The 18,295-nt window shown below is 63.5% G+C and carries 21 protein-coding genes; 15 read left to right on the forward strand and 6 right to left on the reverse strand.

Going from position 1 to position 18,295, the window contains the following annotated elements:
- Positions 1 to 5 precede the first annotated feature (5 nt).
- From AC1DDS_RS03475 to AC1DDS_RS03495, 5 genes are read left to right on the forward strand one after another with little or no spacing between them, the layout of a single operon-like run.
- A complete protein-coding gene (locus AC1DDS_RS03475) occupies positions 6 to 1,520 on the forward strand; it encodes a UbiD family decarboxylase (RefSeq protein WP_477477594.1) in 1,515 nt (504 codons plus the stop codon).
- Positions 1,517 to 2,089: a UbiX family flavin prenyltransferase gene (locus AC1DDS_RS03480; protein ID WP_477477595.1), complete on the forward strand. Its 573-nt coding sequence runs from the start codon at positions 1,517 to 1,519 to the stop codon at positions 2,087 to 2,089. Before AC1DDS_RS03475 ends, AC1DDS_RS03480 begins: the two co-directional genes overlap by 4 nt.
- Positions 2,090 to 2,111: 22 nt before the next feature.
- The gene (gene mog / locus AC1DDS_RS03485) at positions 2,112 to 2,651 is read left to right on the forward strand and encodes a molybdopterin adenylyltransferase (protein WP_477477596.1); all 540 of its coding nucleotides are present in this window, start codon (positions 2,112 to 2,114) and stop codon (positions 2,649 to 2,651) included.
- A gap of 56 nt (positions 2,652 to 2,707) precedes the next feature.
- Positions 2,708 to 3,379, forward strand: a complete 672-nt coding sequence (gene ric / locus AC1DDS_RS03490) for an iron-sulfur cluster repair di-iron protein (protein ID WP_477477597.1) — start codon at positions 2,708 to 2,710, stop codon at positions 3,377 to 3,379.
- An 8-nt stretch (positions 3,380 to 3,387) separates the two neighbouring features.
- On the forward strand, positions 3,388 to 4,554 hold the full coding sequence (locus AC1DDS_RS03495) for an NnrS family protein (protein WP_477477598.1): 1,167 nt from the start codon (positions 3,388 to 3,390) through the stop codon (positions 4,552 to 4,554).
- Between the two features lie 31 nt (positions 4,555 to 4,585).
- Here AC1DDS_RS03495 and AC1DDS_RS03500 read toward each other — a convergent pair whose 3' ends face one another.
- The 5 genes from AC1DDS_RS03500 to AC1DDS_RS03520 form a co-directional block, all read right to left on the reverse strand.
- Positions 4,586 to 6,001 carry a 4Fe-4S binding protein gene (locus tag AC1DDS_RS03500; protein WP_477477599.1) on the reverse strand — a complete coding sequence of 472 codons (1,416 nt, stop codon included), beginning with the start codon at positions 5,999 to 6,001 and terminating at the stop codon, positions 4,586 to 4,588.
- Complete coding sequence (locus tag AC1DDS_RS03505) at positions 5,998 to 6,846, reverse strand: FTR1 family iron permease (RefSeq protein ID WP_477477600.1); 849 nt, start codon at positions 6,844 to 6,846, stop codon at positions 5,998 to 6,000. The genes AC1DDS_RS03500 and AC1DDS_RS03505 overlap by 4 nt, the downstream gene beginning before the upstream one ends.
- A 12-nt stretch (positions 6,847 to 6,858) precedes the next feature.
- The gene (locus AC1DDS_RS03510) at positions 6,859 to 7,194 is read right to left on the reverse strand and encodes a cupredoxin domain-containing protein (protein ID WP_477477601.1); all 336 of its coding nucleotides are present in this window, start codon (positions 7,192 to 7,194) and stop codon (positions 6,859 to 6,861) included.
- 1 nt (position 7,195) lies between these two features.
- Positions 7,196 to 7,741 carry an iron transporter gene (locus AC1DDS_RS03515; RefSeq protein ID WP_477477602.1) on the reverse strand — a complete coding sequence of 182 codons (546 nt, stop codon included), beginning with the start codon at positions 7,739 to 7,741 and terminating at the stop codon, positions 7,196 to 7,198.
- 116 nt (positions 7,742 to 7,857) lie between these two features.
- Positions 7,858 to 8,013: a hypothetical protein gene (locus AC1DDS_RS03520; RefSeq protein WP_310415337.1), complete on the reverse strand. Its 156-nt coding sequence runs from the start codon at positions 8,011 to 8,013 to the stop codon at positions 7,858 to 7,860.
- 120 nt (positions 8,014 to 8,133) lie between these two features.
- On the opposite strand from AC1DDS_RS03520, the gene AC1DDS_RS03525 reads away from it, so the two are divergent.
- The 6 genes from AC1DDS_RS03525 to AC1DDS_RS03550 all read left to right on the forward strand — a co-directional run bounded on the left by AC1DDS_RS03525 (position 8,134) and on the right by AC1DDS_RS03550 (position 13,874).
- A complete protein-coding gene (locus tag AC1DDS_RS03525) occupies positions 8,134 to 8,685 on the forward strand; it encodes a cytochrome c oxidase subunit 3 family protein (protein WP_477477603.1) in 552 nt (183 codons plus the stop codon).
- A gap of 5 nt (positions 8,686 to 8,690) precedes the next feature.
- Positions 8,691 to 8,978 carry a cytochrome C oxidase subunit IV family protein gene (locus AC1DDS_RS03530; RefSeq protein WP_477477604.1) on the forward strand — a complete coding sequence of 96 codons (288 nt, stop codon included), beginning with the start codon at positions 8,691 to 8,693 and terminating at the stop codon, positions 8,976 to 8,978.
- A gap of 292 nt (positions 8,979 to 9,270) precedes the next feature.
- Entirely contained in the window at positions 9,271 to 9,723 is a 453-nt protein-coding gene (locus AC1DDS_RS03535) for a c-type cytochrome (RefSeq protein ID WP_477477605.1), read from the forward strand.
- Between the two features lie 19 nt (positions 9,724 to 9,742).
- Entirely contained in the window at positions 9,743 to 11,089 is a 1,347-nt protein-coding gene (locus AC1DDS_RS03540; protein ID WP_477477606.1) for a cbb3-type cytochrome c oxidase subunit I, read from the forward strand.
- A 63-nt stretch (positions 11,090 to 11,152) separates the two neighbouring features.
- Positions 11,153 to 11,965, forward strand: a complete 813-nt coding sequence (locus AC1DDS_RS03545; protein WP_477477607.1) for an AAA family ATPase — start codon at positions 11,153 to 11,155, stop codon at positions 11,963 to 11,965.
- Between the two features lie 10 nt (positions 11,966 to 11,975).
- Positions 11,976 to 13,874, forward strand: coding sequence for a nitric oxide reductase activation protein NorD (locus tag AC1DDS_RS03550; protein WP_477477608.1), 1,899 nt, complete (start codon positions 11,976 to 11,978; stop codon positions 13,872 to 13,874).
- 133 nt (positions 13,875 to 14,007) lie between these two features.
- On the opposite strand, the gene hemN is transcribed toward AC1DDS_RS03550, so the two are convergent.
- Positions 14,008 to 15,360: an oxygen-independent coproporphyrinogen III oxidase gene (gene hemN / locus AC1DDS_RS03555; protein ID WP_477477609.1), complete on the reverse strand. Its 1,353-nt coding sequence runs from the start codon at positions 15,358 to 15,360 to the stop codon at positions 14,008 to 14,010.
- A gap of 207 nt (positions 15,361 to 15,567) precedes the next feature.
- Here hemN and AC1DDS_RS03560 point away from each other — a divergent pair, with 207 nt between their 5' ends.
- From AC1DDS_RS03560 to AC1DDS_RS03575, 4 genes are read left to right on the forward strand one after another with little or no spacing between them, the layout of a single operon-like run.
- On the forward strand, positions 15,568 to 15,840 hold the full coding sequence (locus AC1DDS_RS03560) for a DUF2249 domain-containing protein (protein ID WP_310415360.1): 273 nt from the start codon (positions 15,568 to 15,570) through the stop codon (positions 15,838 to 15,840).
- 35 nt (positions 15,841 to 15,875) lie between these two features.
- A complete protein-coding gene (locus AC1DDS_RS03565) occupies positions 15,876 to 17,249 on the forward strand; it encodes a hypothetical protein (RefSeq protein ID WP_477477610.1) in 1,374 nt (457 codons plus the stop codon).
- On the forward strand, positions 17,218 to 17,733 hold the full coding sequence (locus AC1DDS_RS03570; protein WP_477477611.1) for a DUF2249 domain-containing protein: 516 nt from the start codon (positions 17,218 to 17,220) through the stop codon (positions 17,731 to 17,733). Before AC1DDS_RS03565 ends, AC1DDS_RS03570 begins: the two co-directional genes overlap by 32 nt.
- On the forward strand, positions 17,734 to 18,027 hold the full coding sequence (locus AC1DDS_RS03575) for a metal-sulfur cluster assembly factor (protein ID WP_477477612.1): 294 nt from the start codon (positions 17,734 to 17,736) through the stop codon (positions 18,025 to 18,027).
- Positions 18,028 to 18,295: the final 268 nt, after the last annotated feature.

An 18,295-nucleotide genomic window follows, 5' to 3' on the forward strand; every position in this document is an offset into this window, starting at 1 on the left:
CTTCAATGATGAAAGCCGATGTCCCGATCCCGCGCAGCTTTTCCGGCCTCCAGGAGTTCGTCGCCATGCTCGAAAGCCGAGCACGGTTGAAGCGCATCTCCCGTCCCGTCTCGCTGGTGCATGAAATTACCGAGATCCATCGGCGCGTTCTCGCCGACGAGGGCCCGGCGCTCCTGTTTGAAAAGCCGGTCGACGCCGCCGGCAACGTGCAGCCGATCCCGCTGCTCGCCAATCTTTTCGGCACCCGGGAGCGGATCGAGTGGGGACTTGGCCTGGACAGCGGCGGCCTGCCGCAACTGGCCGCCCTCCTCGCCGACCTGCGCGATCCGAAGCCGCCGCGTTCGATGCGCGACGCCTGGCAGAAGCTGCCGCACCTGAAGGCGGCGTTGTCGATGCACCCGCGTTCCGTAGCGCGCGCGCCCTGCCAGCAGGTGATCTGGCGCGACGGCGAACTCGATCTCGACCGCCTGCCGATCCAGAGCTGCTGGCCCGGCGAACCCGCGCCGCTCGTCACGTGGCCGCTGGTGATCACCCAGGCGCCGGATGACCCGAGCGACGTCAATGTCGGCATCTACCGCATGCAGAAGCTCGGACGGAACCGCCTGATCATGCGCTGGCTCGCCCACCGCGGCGGCGCGCGCCACCATCGCCTCTGGCAGGCGCTCGGCCGCGACATGCCGGTGGCGGTCGCGATCGGCGCGGACCCGGCAACCATCCTTTCGGCCGTCATGCCCCTGCCGGACGGGATGAGCGAACTGAATTTTGCCGGACTGCTCAAGGGCAAGCGGCAGGAGATCGCACAAGGGGCTACGGTTCCGCTGCCGGTGCCTGCAAACGCTGAAATCGTGCTGGAAGGCACCGTTTCGGCGAGCGAGACGGCCGACGAAGGTCCCTACGGTGATCACACCGGCTACTACAATTCCGTCGAGAGCTTTCCGGTGATGACGCTTTCGGCGATAACCATGCGCAAGAACCCGATCTATCTGTCCACCTACACCGGCCGCCCGCCGGACGAGCCTTCCCGATTGGGCGAGGCGATGACGGAACTGTTCGTACCGCTGGTCAAGCGGCAGTTTCCCGAGATCCGCGACCTGTGGCTGCCGCCGGAAGGCTGCTCCTACCGCGTGATGGTGGTCTCGATCGACAAGCGCTATCCGGGGCAGGCCCGGCGGATCATGATGGGCCTGTGGTCGATCCTGCCGCAGTTCAACTACACCAAGCTGATCATCGCGGTGGATAGCGACATCGACGTAAAGAACTGGCAGGACGTGATCTGGGCGCTTTCCACCCGCTTCGATGCAAGCCGTGATCTGATGGTCGTCGAGAACACGCCGATCGACTATCTCGATTTCGCCTCCCCGCGGTCGGGGCTCGGCGGCAAGCTTGGCCTCGACGCCACCACCAAGATCGGCACAGAAACCGACCGCGAGTGGGGCCAGGTCTTGAAGATGTCACCGGACGTCGCCTCGAAGGTTGACCAGATCTGGTCTTCGCTCGGGCTTGGAGATGTCGCACCGTGAGCATCGAACGCGTCGTCGTCGGCATTTCCGGCGCCTCGGGTGCGGCGATTGCGGTGCGCATCGTCGAACGGCTGGCCGAGATCGCCAATGTCGAGACCCACCTCGTCGTCTCCGATGCCGCCAGACGTACGCTGGATCTCGAACACGGGCCGGGTGCACTGGACTATCTCCTGCCGCGCGTTCATCGCCATCATCCCATTGCCGACGTCGGGGCCTCGATCGCCAGCGGCTCCTTTCCGGTCCGCGGCATGATCGTCGCTCCCTGCTCGATGCAGACCCTGTCGGCGATCGCCACGGGGCGGGCCGACACGCTGCTGACCCGCGCAGCCGACGTGCAGTTGAAGGAACGGCGCCGGCTGGTGCTGCTGGCCCGCGAAACGCCGCTGCATCTCGGCCATCTGCGCAGCATGTGCGCGGTGACGGAAATGGGCGCGATCGTCATGCCGCCGGTGCCGGCCTTCTACCACCTCCCCAAGACGGTCGAGGAGATCGTCGATCACCTTGCCGCCCGCGCCATCGATCTCCTGGCATTGCCCTCGGGGCCGATCGCCCTGCCCTGGCAAGGCTGATCCAACGATGAAGGTGCCGGCCATGGAAACCGAAAAGACCGTCAGAATTGCCATCGTCACCGTTTCCGATCGCGCAAGCCGCGGCGAATACCCCGATCTGGGCGGTCCGGAGATCGAGGCGTGGCTGCGCGCCGTCATCACCACGCCCTTCGAGACCGTTTCGCGGCTCATTCCGGATGGCCGCGACAGTGTGAGTGCGACGCTTGCCGCGCTTTGCGACGAGGAGGATGTCGACCTGGTACTGACGACCGGCGGCACCGGCCCCTCGCCGCGCGACGAGACGCCAGAGGGAACCGTTGCGATCCTCCACAAGGAGTTGCCGGGCTTTGGCGAGCAACTGCGCCGCGCCAGCCTCCAGCAGACGCCGACGGCCATCCTGTCGCGGCAGACCGCCGGGATCAGAGGCAAAACCCTGATCGTCAATCTTCCCGGCAATCCTGCCTCGATCCGGCTCAGCCTCAATACCGTGTTCGCCGCAATTCCCTATTGCCTGGACCTGATCGGCGCCGGCCGCATCGAAACCGATCCGACCCGGATCACGAGCTTCCGCCCCGCCCGCTGACCGCGGGTTCAAGGGCACCGACAACAGCCAAATCACTCTGTGAAGGAGACAACCCGATGATCGACATTTCCCTGGACAAGACCGTGAGCGCCATCGCAGCGGAACTGCCCGGTGCAGCCGAACTGTTTCGCCGCGCCGGCATCAATTTCTGTTGCGGCGGCAATGTCTCGCTCGCCGATGCCGCAAGCAAAGCCGGGCTCGTGCCCGAAGCGCTGGTGGCCGAGCTTGAAGCTCTGGCGACAGCGGCGGGCCGGGATGCGCCGGAGGAAACCGGAGCGCTAATCGACCACCTCATCAGCCGCTACCACCAGGTCCACCGGGAGGAGCTCGAATGGCTGATCCCGCTGGCGCAGAAGGTGGAGCGCGTGCATGGCGATCATCCGAACGCGCCGCTGGGTCTCGCCGACGCCTTGATCGCGATGCGCGAGGATCTCGATGGCCATATGCACCGGGAGGAACAATTGCTGTTTCCGATGATGCGGCGCGGCGGCAGCCCGATGATCGATCACCCACTGGCCCAGATGCGCGACGAGCATGACGATACGGCAAAATTGCTGGCCGAAATCGAACATGCCACGCACGGGCTGGCACTGCCGGCGGGCGCATGCGGGTCCTGGACCGCGCTCTACACCGGCGTGCGCAAGTTCTGCGACGATCTCGTGACCCACATGCATCTGGAAGACGGCGTGCTGTTCCCGCGCTTCGAGCGCAGCGGCATTCCAGCCTGACAGCATCCTTGACGCGCTGGGCGGCCTATCCGTTCTGGCAGGCGCCGCATCGCTCATTGTTCCTGTTTGCAGGACTGTGGGCGCTGGCGGCACCGTCTGTCTGGCTGCTTCCTGGCGGGATCGGAGGTGATCCCGTCCTCTGGCATCTGCACGAGCTGCTGTTCGGCATGGGCGGCGCGGCGGTCGGCGGCTATCTGCTGACGGCTCTGCCGGCCTGGACTGGACGGAAGGTCTCCTGCAGGACAACGATGGCGCTCACGGCGCTGTGGCTGCTTTCCCGCCTGGGTTTCGCTGCAGCGGGATCGCTGCCCTTTGGCCTGCAGATAATCGCCGTCCTCGCCTACTTCCTCTTCCTCGCGGCGTTTCTCGCCTGCACACTGCTCTCTGCCCGTCTCTGGTCAAAGGCATGGCTTCTCGTACCGGTCATCGGCCTCACCGCGACTGATTGCGCATTGCTGGTCGAACCGAATCGCTTGCGCACCGGGGAAACTGCGCTCGTGGCCGTCTTGGTCTTTGCGTTTCTGATCAGTGGCGTCGGCGGGCGCGCCGTGCCTGCCTTCACCCGCCACTGGCTGGAACGCACGCAAATCCGGGCGCGTGTACGAGACAGCCAGGGGCTGTCGGCGGCTGCAATCGGGGCACTTTTGGCGGGCGCTTGCCTAGCACTTTTGGAAACGGACATTGTCGCCGGCATCTGTCTTATCGCTTCGGCCGTCCTGCAACTCGTCCGGATGACCAGATGGCGGTTCATGGCCACGATCCGCTATCCGGCGCTCCTCGTGCTGCACCTCGCCTGGTTCTGGCTCCCGGCGGGACTGCTGCTGGTCGGGCTTGCCCTGCTCCGGCCCGACATCATCGGTGTCGCCACGGCCTTGCACGGCCTGACCATGGGCGCGATGGGCACGATGATGTTTGCGATCATGGGGCGTGCAGCGATGCAGCGACGGGGCGAGTATCTCGTTCTTTCACCCACCCTTGCCTTCGCCTTCATGCTCGTGTGGCTGTCAGCTCCTGCGCGGATCGCAGCCGGTTTGTTTCCAGCAGAAGCGATTGATCTCATGCCCGTTGCCGCGCTGCTCTGGATGGCCGGCTGGGCGCTATTCCTCAAGGCCCACCTGGCGTCCCTGCTCCGCCCGATCCCGCGCCCGGTGCTAAGCGCCCGGACACGAACCTGATCTGCAGACGCCTGCACGGCCAAACTGCGTCCTACCACAGCCAGAAGAACAACACCCAGCCCGAGACCGCAATTGTCCACGCGCTCGAGAGGCACAGCATGGCGCCGAAACGGGCGACGGACGACCGGGTGTAGAGCCCGCCCACGCGCCAGCCGAGGTAGGCGCTCCACGCCGCAGCGAGGCAGAGGAGAAGCGCGCGGAGTTGCGCAACGAACGGAATGACGACGCCGTCTGACCGCAGTTGGGTCACCGTCATCGCCGAAAGCCCGAGAAACAGACCGGCTCCGGCCAGCGGAATCAGTGTCTGGGCCAGATGATGAAAGCGGCGGACATCCCACTGGCCGAGGCAACGGACAGCAAGTGCCAGCGCGGCGGAAAGCAGGACAGCCGCCGCGGCGGCCGTGCCCAGGACATAGCCGACAAGCAAGCCGCCATCGGCGAGCGTCAGCACGTCGTTGCGCTCCGGATAGTTCGTCAGGATCCACCAAGGCAGGGTGATCTCCAGCGGTGCGCCCCATCCCGCTTCGATGAGGAATTCCGCCAGTCTCTGATTGGCGGCGATGAACCAGGGGCTGGCGCTCCAGTGGAACGCGCCAACCGCAAGCCCCATCAACCCGGCGAGGATGAGGACGGTCTCGGCCGGCTTCGGCGTCACGCCGGCCACATGGATAATTTCATGGCTGGGCGAGCGGCGCGCCAGCGTGATGGCACCACGAAAGCCGCTGCAACGACCGCACATGTGGCAATCGCTGGCGCCGCGCATCGTCTTGATGGCCACCAGCGGCGCGCAGTCGATCGCACCCGGCTTCTCCCCCCGCTCCTGCGACAGGCGCCATAAGACGGGTTCGACACGGAAATGCAGCGGGGCCAGCTTGGAAAGCAGAGCGAAAACGCCGCCGACCGGGCAGAGATAGCGGCACCAGACGCGCTTGTTGCGACCATAGGCATAGCCGACCGCAATCGCCGCCGCCGTCGAACCGCCAAGGATGAGCGCGGCCGGCTTCGGATACTGGTAGACGCTCGTCATCTGCCCATACAGCGTGGTGAGCGCGAAAGCCGCCGTCGGCCAGCCGGACCACTGGATCCACTTGGGGATCGCTCCACCGCGGCCATGGCGGCTGGCAAATTCAGAGAGCGACCCTTCCGGGCACAACAGCCCGCACCACATGCGCCCCACAAGGGCCGTGCCGAGGATGACGAACGGCCACCAGATGCCCCAGAACATGAACTGGGCGAAGCGGATGGTATTGTTCCAAATAGTGGCCGTGCGATCGGGAAGCGGCAAAAGGAGCGGCACGATCAACAGTGCCAGGTAGAATCCCACCACGATCCATTGCAAAACCTGGATGTGCGTGCGGTGGCGAAACAGCCAGTCGCCGACCCGCTGCCACGGATCGGCCTTTTTGGGGACGGCATAGGTCGCGGGAACGGCATTGAAGATGTTCATGACGCAGCCGCCGCTCTCCACCGTTTCCCGCCACCGAGCAGGATGACCGCGGCCAGCCAATAGCTTGCGAAGACCAGCAGGGGCAGCAGCTCCGGCCGGGCGCGATAACCGGTCAGCGACGCAATCAGGCCGCCGATCCCTTGTCCGTCATCGATGAGCCAGGACGTATCCCACAAGGGTGCGGAGAGCGGCGACACGAGATCCAGCGAGATCAGCCTGTCCAGCCCGCTCATCAACAGCGAACCGGCAAGGATCAGCAGCATCGCTTCGCTCACCCGAAAGAAGACGCGCCAGGTCACGGCACGGGCACCGGCCTGCAGGATCAGGTAGCAGCTGAGCGCGGCGCCGAAGCCCAGTGCAATGGCCACGATCGCGTCGAAGTCCAGGCTGCCACCGGAGGATGCCAGGATCCCATAGAGAAAGATCGCCGTCTCGCTGCCCTCACGGGCAATCGCGAGTGCCGCAAGCAGCAGCAGCCCCCAGCCATTCGCGGCCGCCAAGGCGCTGCCCGCGCTGGTTTCGAGCGCCTGTTGCATCTGCCGCCCGTGACTGCGCATCCAGAACACCATCTGAACGATCAGTGCGACAGCGACAAACACCATCGTCGCCTGAAAATAGTCCTGGCGATCGCCGTCCAGCCATTCGCCGACGAAGAGGATGATGCCGGCGATCACCATCGCGAGCAGCAGGCCCGCGACGATACCGGCGCGAAGATAGGCCTGGCCCTTTCGACGCGCCGCTTCCGGCTGCCTCATCAGGAAGGCACTGAGAATCCCCACCACCAGCAGCGCCTCGATGCTCTCGCGCCACACGACGAGGACGATCTGGATCATATTCCCGGACATGCGCCTGGGCTCCTATCTTGCAATCAGCCTGGCTGGCGGCATGTCGAGGTGAAAATCGTCGAAGAATTCATATTCACCCGGATCGAGCCGCCGGATGACGATGAAGCTGGAGGCGCCCGGTCCGAGCACCTTCTCCTTGCGCAGCACCAGGCTCTCGAACTCGACCGGGCTGGCGCCGGTGTTGTGAAGCTCCAGCTTGAAGCGCACACCTGTGGGCACGACCAGTTCGGCTGGTTCGATTGCGCCGTCCTTGAACTCGATGACGAAGACCGGATCGCCGTCTGCATGGGCAACGCCGGTCGACGTCAAAAGCGAAGCTGCGAAGAGAAGCGCCGCTACCGGCCGCATTCTAGTAGCCGCCCTTCTTGCCTGTCCCGGCGAAGACGAACTCGTAGGATACCGTGACCGGCTGCGGCCATGGTGCCACGCCCGTTTCCTTGTCGACGTGGCGCCCAAAATGGCCATGGCCTTCGCCGCCCGTGTTGACCACGAATTCAAGCCGGTACTTGCCCGGTCCCATCAGCTTGACGTTGTCGCCGTAGTGCGGGCCGTCGCTTGCCACCATCGGCATGAGAACACCGTTGGCTTGCCGCCCGTCGTCCAGCCTGGTCAACCGGTAATCGACTGCGAGGTTCGGCAGCCAGTCGCCCTCGGCGAATCCGTTCGTATTGTCGGCGGTCGCATGAATATCGGCCTCGAGATGGATATCGGTCTCGCTCGCGGGCGCCATCATGCCCGCCGGTTCCATTTCGATCGGCTGGAGATAGACCGCGGCAATCTCCATGCCGCTGACGAGCTGCGGCTCGCCGATCGGATACTCCGCGCCGTAGGCGGGAAGATGGAAAAAGGCCAGAAGACCAACGCCTGCGATGGCCAGGGAGCGAGATGCGTGCATGTGATTGTCCACCCTTTAACATGACTATTTAAGTCATGTTTATGCACGCGCCGGTTGGGTCATCTTTGCGCTGGAACAAACAACGGCGGAATTTTCCGGATCCAGCAGTCCAGTTTTTACTGCTGCAGAAACAGCACCGCGGCAATCGCGACGGAAAACAGAACCGCCGCGACAGCACTGTAACGCTGCAGCACACCCATCCGGTGAAGGGCGATCGCGAAGGCGACGATGACGGGGGTGGCCACGAGCAGGCCGGCCTGGGCGTCGGACATATCAGGAACCTCTTGATTTTTGCCAATGCTAACGCCCTGCCTGCTTCCGTCTTTGCGAAAAGGCAAAGAGCGGGCCGTCGGAATGCGTCAAGCAAGGCGCAAACAGAGCGGGAGATTCACATGACGATGGTGCCGTTGTCACAGGCCGACTCCACCGACGAAGGCGGCGATCTGCTGCTCTGGGTGCTCGTCTGGAGCGAACTGGCCGCCTTCGGCATCCTCCTGTTCGGCTACCTCGTCATGTCGATCCTTCATGCCGAGACCTTCGATGCGGCGCAGTTGCACCTGTCGTCACGCATTGCCAGCATCAACACGATCGTCCTGCTCACAAGCGGATGGCAGGCAGCGCTTGCGGCGCGGAAAGGCGCGAGCCTGTTGCAACAGCGCGTCTGCCTGCTGTTGGCCGCTGCACTGGGCTTTCTGTTCGTCGCCCTCAAATTCGTCGAATACAGCTCGGAATGGAAATATGCCGGCGACGAAACCTTCAGCACCTTCTTCGAGCTGTACTTCATGATCACGGGCTTCCATCTGGCGCACGTTGCCTTCGTCGCCGGCCTGTTCGTGCTTGTCGCCCGGAGGCCCGAGCGCGGCAACGTCCTGATTCTGACGACCGTCTGGCATGTCATCGATCTTGTCTGGCTCGTCATGTTTCCTCTGATCTACTTCGGGTGATGACGATGAAAGCCAGATCCTCCGCTTCGCTGTTTGCCAGCACCAACTGGATCCTGATGATGGGCATCGTTTCCGGGCTGATCGCCGCGCAATGGAAACACGAGGCGATGCCGTTTGCCGCCGTCGTTACTGTCCTAGTCTTGACCGTCTTCAAGGCGCGTCTGATCATCCTCGACTTCATGCACCTACGCGAACGCCCAAGGCTCGCCGTGGCACTTCTTGCCTGGCCGGTGTTTTTCACGGTCGCAATCCTGGCGAAGTCACTGGCGGCAGGCCTTCTCGACACGCTTTGAGCGATCACTTTGCATGAATACGGCGGCCCCCTCTGAAAGGCCGCGCCACACTCCACGGCATACCCGCAAGTCGCGTTTCGGCCTCTCGCCGGAGCGCGAAACACGTCTCCAACTCTCCTGTAGACACGCCTCCCCCCACTGCTTTCTTGTTTGCCAAATCGCAAAGAAGCGACTTGGGAAAAATCCGAAGGAACTGATGGTCGTTTGCGTCCGGTCGTACCCGGGGTTGCGGCGGGCATGACTGCTCGACGCATCGGGGCGATGCGGCCGCTCAAATCAAGGGGACCTCGGAATGGCGGAACGCCTTACAAAGACAGGAGCCCGAAACGTCTTCTACGGCGGCTCGGCCTTCTTTTTCGCAATATTCATCGGGCTCACTGCCCATAGCCACTACTACGTGCGCACGACCTCCACCGATGAGTCGACGCTCACCGACTCGGTCGCACGCGGCAAACATATCTGGGAGAAGAACTCCTGCATCAACTGCCATACGCTGCTTGGCGAAGGCGCCTATTACGCGCCCGAAATCGGCAACGTCTGGAAGCGCTGGGGCGGCGACACCGACCCGGAGGCCGCCCGCGAAACCCTGAAGGGCTGGATGGCAGCACAGCCGTCTGGCATCGAAGGCCGTCGCCAGATGCCGCAATTCAATCTCACCGAGCAGGAACTGAACGATCTGGCGGACTTCCTGGAATGGACGAGCCGCATCAACACGCAGAAGTGGCCGCCGAACGACGCCGGCTGACCGGGAAAGGAACCTTCACATGAAATATCAAACCCAGAAGGTCGCGATGCTGTATTTCTACGGCGCGCTCGGCCTGTTTCTCGCCCAGGTCCTGTTCGGGGTGCTCGCCGGTACGATATACGTACTGCCGAACACGCTCGCCGAGCTCCTGCCGTTCAACATCGTCCGCATGGTCCACACCAACGCCCTGATCGTCTGGCTCCTGATGGGCTTCATGGGCGCGACCTACTACCTGCTTCCCGAGGAAGCGGAGACCGAGCTCTACAGCACCAAGATCGCCATCGTGCAGTTCTGGCTCTTCCTGGTCGCCGCTGCGATTGCCGTCGTCGGCTATCTTTTCCACATTCACGAGGGACGCGAGTTTCTCGAACAGCCCTTTGCCATCAAGATCGGCATTGTCGTCGTCTGCCTGATGTTCCTCTACAACATCACGCTGACCGTCCTGAAGGGTCGCAAGACGGTGGTCACCAACATCCTGATCTTCGGGCTGTGGGGCGTGGCGATCTTCTTCCTGTTCGCCTTCTACAACCCGATCAATCTCGCCCTCGACAAGCTTTACTGGTGGTACGTCGTGCATCTCTGGGTCGAAGGCGTGTGGGAGCTGATCATGGCCTCGGTCCTGGCCTTCCTGATGATCAAGCTCACCGGCGTCGACCGCGAGGTCGTCGAGAAGTGGCTCTACGTCATCGTCGGCCTGGCGCTCTTCTCGGGTATCCTCGGTACCGGCCACCACTACTACTGGATCGGCGCTCCGGGTTACTGGCAGTGGATCGGTTCGCTCTTCTCCACCCTTGAAGTCGCACCGTTCTTCACCATGGTCATGTTCACCTTCGTCATGACCTGGAAGGCAGGCCGCAAACACCCGAACCGTGCCGCCCTCCTCTGGTCGATCGGCTGCTCGGTCATGGCCTTCTTCGGTGCCGGCGTCTGGGGCTTCCTGCACACACTGTCGTCGGTGAACTACTACACCCACGGCACGCAGCTCACCGCGGCTCACGGCCACCTCGCCTTCTTCGGCGCCTACGTGATGCTCAACCTCGCCATCATGGCCTATGCGATTCCCGAGATCCGGGGCCGCGCGCCGTATAACCAGTGGCTGTCGATGGCAAGCTTCTGGATCATGTGCACCGCCATGTCGGTGATGACCTTCGCGCTGACCTTTGCCGGCGTGATCCAGGTCCACCTGCAGCGTGTCCTCGGCGAAAGCTACATGGACGTGCAGGACCAGCTCGCCGTGTTCTACTGGATCCGGCTCGGCTCGGGGGTTGTCGTCCTGATCTCCGCGCTGATGTTCCTCTGGGCCTTGTTCGTGCCGGGCAAGGAGCGCAATCCCCGCGTCTCCTCGGCAATCCAGCCGGCCGAATGAGGGAATGCGGCTCCGTACCCGACGGAGCCGCATTCACCCCCCTCTCTTTCAAGGAAATCCGCCATGAACCTTCTGAAGACTCCCCAATCGCTTTCGCAGGAAAACATCCCGCACTACGTACCCAAGGGCAACGAATGCGCCCTGTTCGAGACTGCGCTGGTGCGGCAGCTGCCGCTGCTGCTGAAGGGGCCGACGGGATGCGGCAAGACCCGCTTCGTCAGCCATATGGCCGCCCGCCTCGGCCTGTCGCTGACGACCGTTTCCTGCCATGACGACCTCGCCGCAGCCGACCTGACCGGCCGCTACCTGTTGAAGGGCGGCGACACGGTCTGGGTCGACGGTCCGCTGACGACCGCCGTGCGCCATGGCGGCGTCTGCTACCTCGACGAGATCGTCGAAGCGCGCAAGGACGTCGCCGTCGTTCTGCATCCCCTCACCGACGACCGCCGGATCCTGCCGCTGGAGCGCACCGGCGAGACGCTCGAGGCGCCGAGCAGCTTCATGCTCGTCGTGTCCTACAATCCCGGCTACCAGAACATCCTGAAGGCGCTGAAGCCCTCGACGAAGCAGCGCTTCGTCGCCATCGAGTTCGACTTCCTGCCGCGCGAACAGGAGATTGCCGTCGTTGCGATCGAAAGCGGGCTGGATGCCGCCAAGGTCGCGCCGCTTGTCGATCTTGCCCATCGGCTGCGTGCAATGAAGGGCCATGATCTCGAGGAGGGCGTCTCGACGCGCCTGCTCGTCTACTGCGCAGCCCTCATCGACAGCGGGATGCCGGTGAAAGAAGCGGTCCTGGCCGCACTGATCGAACCGCTCACCGACGAACCGGACATCCGCTCCGCGTTGGTCGAAGTCGCCAACGCCGTCATCAACTGAGGGCTTGGCTATGCTCGATTTTCTCGAACTGGAGGAAACGGTCGGCAAGTTCTGGCATCGGCTCGTCGGAACGACGGCGAGCATGCCACGCTATCCCGAGCATGCGGTTTCCTTCGACGAGTTGAAGCCGATTCTCCCGACCTGCTTCAGAGGCTTCGGCGGAGAGTCGGCGGTACAGCTGACGCCGGCGCATGGGCGAACCTCGCGCCACCGCCTGCGGATAAGACAACTGGTGGGGCTCGGCGAGGAGAAGGTCGCCGGCGCCACCCGCGACCGCTCCACGGCCATGCTGCCGCCGGTGATCGACCACTTTCCCGACAAACAACTGAACCGGGATCTCTACATCTGGCTCGCCGCGGCGATGGCGGCGATGGAACTGGACGAACCCGACGGCACGGATCCACTGCGCCGCGACCTGCAACGCATCGAAGCAGCGCAGCGGATGGTCGCAAACATTCTCGACGCCTTGCCCGGACTGCGCCAAACCTATGCGCGGCTGTGCAGCGCGATCCTGAAGGAACGAACCCGCGGCATTCTTCCCGCCGTGGAGCAACTGGTGGAAAACCGCATCCTCGGCCTGCTGCGGAAAGGCGCCGGGATTGCCGATGCCACCCCGCCGGCGATCTTTCCCCATCACGCGCCGGCCGGCTACCAGCCGATGATGGGCGTGCCGCTGTGGCCTGAGTTCCACGTCCGCGCGGAAACGGCAACGAAGACCGAAGACACCGGCCGGAACGGTCCGGAAGGGCCGGCAATGGCCGGAAACGCGCGCTATCTGGCGACGCGACAGAGCGACGAAGAGCGAAATTCCGACCGCAGCCCCTTCATCCTCAACCGCTTCGAGAAGATCCTGGCGATGGCCGAGATGGTCAATGTCGATCGCCCGACGGACGACAGCGAGGAGAACGACAGCAAGGCGGCCGACGACCTCGACGAGATGAAGCTCGGCCAGCGCAAGGAACGGCCGTCGTCGAAGTTCCGCTTCGATCTCGATCTGCCGCCAGAGATGGTCGATCTATCCACCATCGCCGCCGAGATCAGCTATCCGGAGTGGGACTACCGCAAGGGCCGCTACCTCGACAATTACACGAACGTTCTTGCCGTGCCGGCGACGACCCTTGGGGAGAGAAGCGCCCCCAACGATGAGACGCGGGCACTTATGCGCAAGGTCCGGCGGCAATTCGAGGTGCTGCGTCCCCGCCATGAACTCCTCAAGGCGCAACTGGACGGAGCCGAGCTGGATCTCGATGCCGTGATCCGTTCGCGCGCTGACCTTGCCGCGGGCGGCCAGGGCAGCGACCGCATCCACCTGGCGAGCCGGCCGGTAGCGCCGGACCTGGCGACGACGATCCTTGTGGACGTCTCGCTGTCGACGGACGCATGGGTGGACGACCGCCGCGTGCTCGACGTGGAAAAGGAAGCCCTGCTCGTGCTGGCGCATGGGCTTGCCGCTTGCGGCAGCACGCACTCCATCCTCACCTTCACGTCGCGGCGCCGCTCCTGGGTGCGCATCGAGACGATCAAGGGGTTCGGGGAGACGATCAACGGCACGATCGAGGACCGCATCGCCGGTCTGAAGCCGGGTTACTACACCCGCATGGGAACGGCGATCCGGCATGCCACCGCAGAACTGCAAAAGCAGCCGAGCCGGAAGAAGCTGCTGCTCGTGCTGACCGACGGCAAGCCGAACGACATCGACCACTATGAGGGTCGTTTCGCGCTGGAGGACACTCGTCGAGCCGTGCAGGAGGCGCGTCGCGCCGGCACCAGCGTGTTCGCGGTCACCGTCGACCGCGATGCCAACAACTACCTTCCGACCCTCTTCGGCCGGAACGGCTTTGCGCTCGTCAGCGACATCTCGAAGCTGCCGGTGGCGTTGCCCACGATCTATCGCGGACTGACGGTTTAGGGGGACCAAGGATCCGCGATGTGAGCGCGAGGAAGTCCAGAATGGCTCCACTTGGACTTCCTCGCACTGAAGGCCCAGCATCGGCGGATTGCTGGGCCTTCTTCTTTTCGGTTCGTAATGGGATGAAAGCGGATCAGGCGGCCTTGCTGAAGGTGCGCGCGCTCTTGCCGAGGTAGGCGTCGAAGGCAGATGCAACCGAGCGAACGATGAAGCGATAGCGCTCCTCCACCCGAACGACATCGTTGTCGATCGCGATCAGGCCGTCCTGCTTGAGTTCATCGAGCACGGCGTTGCCTTCGAGCACGGCCTGCGGTTCGAAACCGTGCCTAGAGGCGATCGCCGCGATGTCGACGGAAAAATCACACATCACCCGTTCGATCAGCTCGGCCCGGAACCGGTCCTCAGCCGTCAGGCTGTACCCCTTGGCCGCGGCGAGCTCGCCGCTGGCGACGCGACCGGCGTAGAGGCCGGGCGGCACTTCATTCTGAATGTAGCCCTGCGCATACTTGCCGATCGACGAGGCGCCAAGACCGATCAGGGTCGAGCAATCGTCGGTGGTGTAACCCTGGAAATTGCGGTGGAGGCGGCCATCCCTCTGGGCGAGCGCGAGTTCGTCACCCGGCAGGGCAAAGTGATCCAGGCCGATGCGCTCATAGCCTGCGGCAACCAGGGCGTCGGCGATCGCTTCGGCCTGCGCGCTTCGCTGGGCGGCATCGGGAAGCGCTGCCTCGTCGATCATGCGCTGGTGCTTCTTGAACGTCGGGATATGCGCATAACCGAAGACGGCAAGGCGATCCGGGCGCAGGCCGACCGCAGCCTCGACGGTCGCCACGCAGGACTCGACTGTCTGGAACGGCAGGCCGTAGATCAGGTCGAAGTTCAGGGCCGAAACGCCGGCTTTTCTCAGGTTGTCGACCGCGAGGCTGGTCGTCTCGACGCTCTGGATCCGGTTGATCGCCTTCTGCACGACCGGATCGAAGCTCTGTACGCCGAGACTTGCGCGCGTCACGCCGGATTGGCCGAGTGCTGCGGCCATGTCTTCGGTCAGGGTACGCGGATCGATCTCCACGGCCGTGTTCACCTGATCGGCAAAGCCGAGCCGGCTTCGCAGCGCATCCATCAGCGAGACGAACTCCCCCGGCTTGATGATGGTCGGCGTACCGCCACCGAAGTGGATCTCGCCGACCGAGAAGGACCTGCCCCTCGTCTTCGCCACCAGTTCGATCTCCTGGTGCAGCACGTCGAGATAGTCCAGGATCGGACGATCGCGTTCGGTAATCGTCGTATGGCAGCCGCAGTACCAGCACATCGACCGGCAGAAGGGAATGTGCAGATAGACCGAGGTCCGCTCGCCGCCCGGAATGGCGCAGAGCCAGTCGGAATAGACCGATTTGTCCTCCAGCGGGGCAAAATGCGGGGCGGTCGGATAGCTCGTGTAGCGGGGCAATCTCGCCTCGCCGTATTTTTCCATGATGGCTTGGGACATCGGATTTCTCTACTCGTTGGCTCTGCGGGCGACCCTAGGGGCGCGACCACCCTCCGTCTTTGATGAATCGCAAATGCCGCGAGGCGGTTTTTGACTATTGTTTGCCCGGCGACAAATTGAAGCGGGCAGCGCATCGCTAGGTTTTCGAGGTGGGGTGATGCTGGTCCAGTCGCCCAACGAACGCGACAGGGGCCAATGGAAAGCAACATGTCAAATTCCGAAAACATACCGCTGATCGATGTCCGGACGATCGCCCCGCCGGATCGCCACCCGACGATCTTCGGTGTGCTGACCGCCCTCGCGCCGGGCGGCATCATGCATGTCACGAGCGATCACGACCCCCGTCCGTTGCACTACCTGATCGAGACGCGTTATCCTGAACAGTTCCAGTGGGAATATCTCGAGCAGGGTCCGCAGGTCTGGCGGGTAGAAATCCAGCGCAACCACAGCGCGGGTTGCGGCTGTAGTTGCGGACACTGAGCCAATAACCGACCTTGTGTCGACGAGGTGACGAAATGCCCGGTGCCACGCTGTCCCGATGGACGATGTCCTATTTCGCTGTCGCACTGGTCTTCCTGCTCGCCGGGGAGGTCATGCTGACAGCAGGCTTCGGTTATCCCGTGCTGCCTGTCGAGGCGCCGGAGACGCTGGTTATCGTTCATACCATCGCGATTGGCTGGCTGGGACTGCTGTTTTCCGGCGCTCTTTTGCAGTTCGTTCCGGTGCTCGTTGCCAAACCGCTGAAGGCGCCTTCTCTGGCGCTGCCCGCGCTGGTGCTGATCGTTGCCGGCCTGCTGACATTGCTTGTAGGGTTTCTCGGCCTGAACGGCCGCGTGTCAGTCGACCCGCTTGTCCTGCCGGCCGGCGGCGTCCTACTGGCCTCCGGTTTTTCGGCACTCGCGGCAAGTCTCGTTGCGACGATCTGGTCGGCGCGGCCGTTGGAGCTTCCTGCACGCTTCGTCGTCATCGGGCTAGTTGCCATGGGTGTGACGGTGTTGCTGGGCCTGTGCTTCACCGCCGGCCTGTCCGGACTTGTCGATGATGCGCACGTGCTCAACCTTCTCATAGGGGGCATCGGGTTGCACGCGACCTTCGGGCTGGTGGGGTGGATGACGATCATGGCCATGGGTGTATCCTATCGCCTGCTCTCCATGTTCCTGCTCTCTCCGGAACGTGACCGCAGGACGACCCACCTGGTCTTTGCCGCCGGCGTCATTTCACTGCTGCTCGCCACGATCGCGACTGTGCTGACGGGAATCGAGTCGCCAAGGCCCTTGGCGCTCTATGCAGCAGCAGCCGTCTCCTTTATCGGGCTTGGCTTTTACGTGTACGATATCGTCAGCATCTTCCGGCAACGGCGGCGCAAGACGGCAGAGCTCAACACGCTGATAAGCTTGGCCGCCGTGGCCCTTCTCCTGTTGTCGGCCATGCTCTTTGCGGCCTTCGCCCTTGACGGCACACTCGCCGAGAACGCCTCCGTGCTGGTCTACGTCCTGGCCATGGGCTGGCTCACCACCCTCGGTCTCGGGCAGCTCTACAAGATCGTTCCCTTCCTGACCTGGATGGAATGCTACGGTCCTGTTCTCGGCAAGACGGCGGTGCCGCGGGTCCAGGATCTCGTCAACGAGAAAAGAGCGGCATGGTGGTTCGGCCTCTACATCATCACGGTGGGCGTCGCGGCGCTGGCGCTGTTCGTCCAGGAACTTCAGGTTTTCATGGCCGCGGGGGTGCTGCAGATCCTTGCAACCCTCGGCCTTATCGTCGAATTTATGCGCGCGCGTCGGCTCTCCTGCGCGCCGCCCGAAATACGCCTGCCGCCGGGCGTGCCGCGGCCCCGCCTCTTTCTTCCTATTGGAGATGACAATGACCGAAAACTTCGCGGAACTTGACGTCAGGCCCATCCTGCAGAATGGCGGCGAGCCGTTTCAGGCGATCATGAGCGCCGTCAGCGCTCTCCAACCAGGACAGGGGTTGAGGCTTCTGGCCCCCTTCCGACCTCAGCCGCTTTACGCCGTCATGGACGGTCGCGGTTTCGACCATGAGGTGAACGAGATCGAAGGCGGCTTCGAGATCCGTTTCGTTCCCAGGGCGTTGCCCGACGTGCAGCTATCCCAGGAGGCCGACGCGCCGGAACTCTGGCCCGATCCTGTCGTCGAGCTGGACCTGACCGACCTGCCGCCGCCCGAACCGTTGGTGCAGATCCTGTCCGAAGCGGAATCCCGGCAGGCCGGCGAGGTCATCTTCGCGCTGCTGTCGCGCGAGCCACTGCTGCTTTATCCGGAACTTGCCAAGCGCGGGCACCAGTGGTTCGGCAATTTCGACGAAAATGGCGATACCTATCGCATCATGATCCGCTTGGGAAAGGCGTCATAGATGTCACAGATCGAACGGGTAGACCTGGACCAGCGCATTCGCGAAGCCCTGACGATCGTCATGGATCCCGAACTGGGGAAAAACGTCGTTGACCTCGGCCTGATCTACGACGTTTCCAGCGACCGGGACGGCAACGTGTCAATCTCGATGACGACGACGACGCCGGGCTGTCCGGCCGCGGCCTTCCTGCAGGAGGCGGTGCGCACCTGTGCTGCCGGCGTCGACGGCGTGCGCGATGTGGCCGTCACCCTCACCTACGATCCGCGATGGTCGCCGGACAGAATATTAAACTGACCCCCGCCCTCGTCCGCTTACAGGTCGGCTGCATGTCGTCAGCCGGACCGGACACGTGGCATTGTCGATCGCCATCGCTTTCGCGGCACTCTTTCCCCTTGCCTCCCGGGGCGGGAGCGATGTCGCGCGTTACCAAAAAGGTCTCGCGATACAGCAACTTGCCGTGGCGCGACGCCGAGTCCCAACGCCGCATTGCGACCATGCTGTCACCGCTTGAGCCTCGATTTGCGGTGCTCCGGCTGGATTTTGAGCTTTGATGGTGGCATAT

The organism is Mycoplana sp. 10N416 (genome assembly GCF_056394765.1).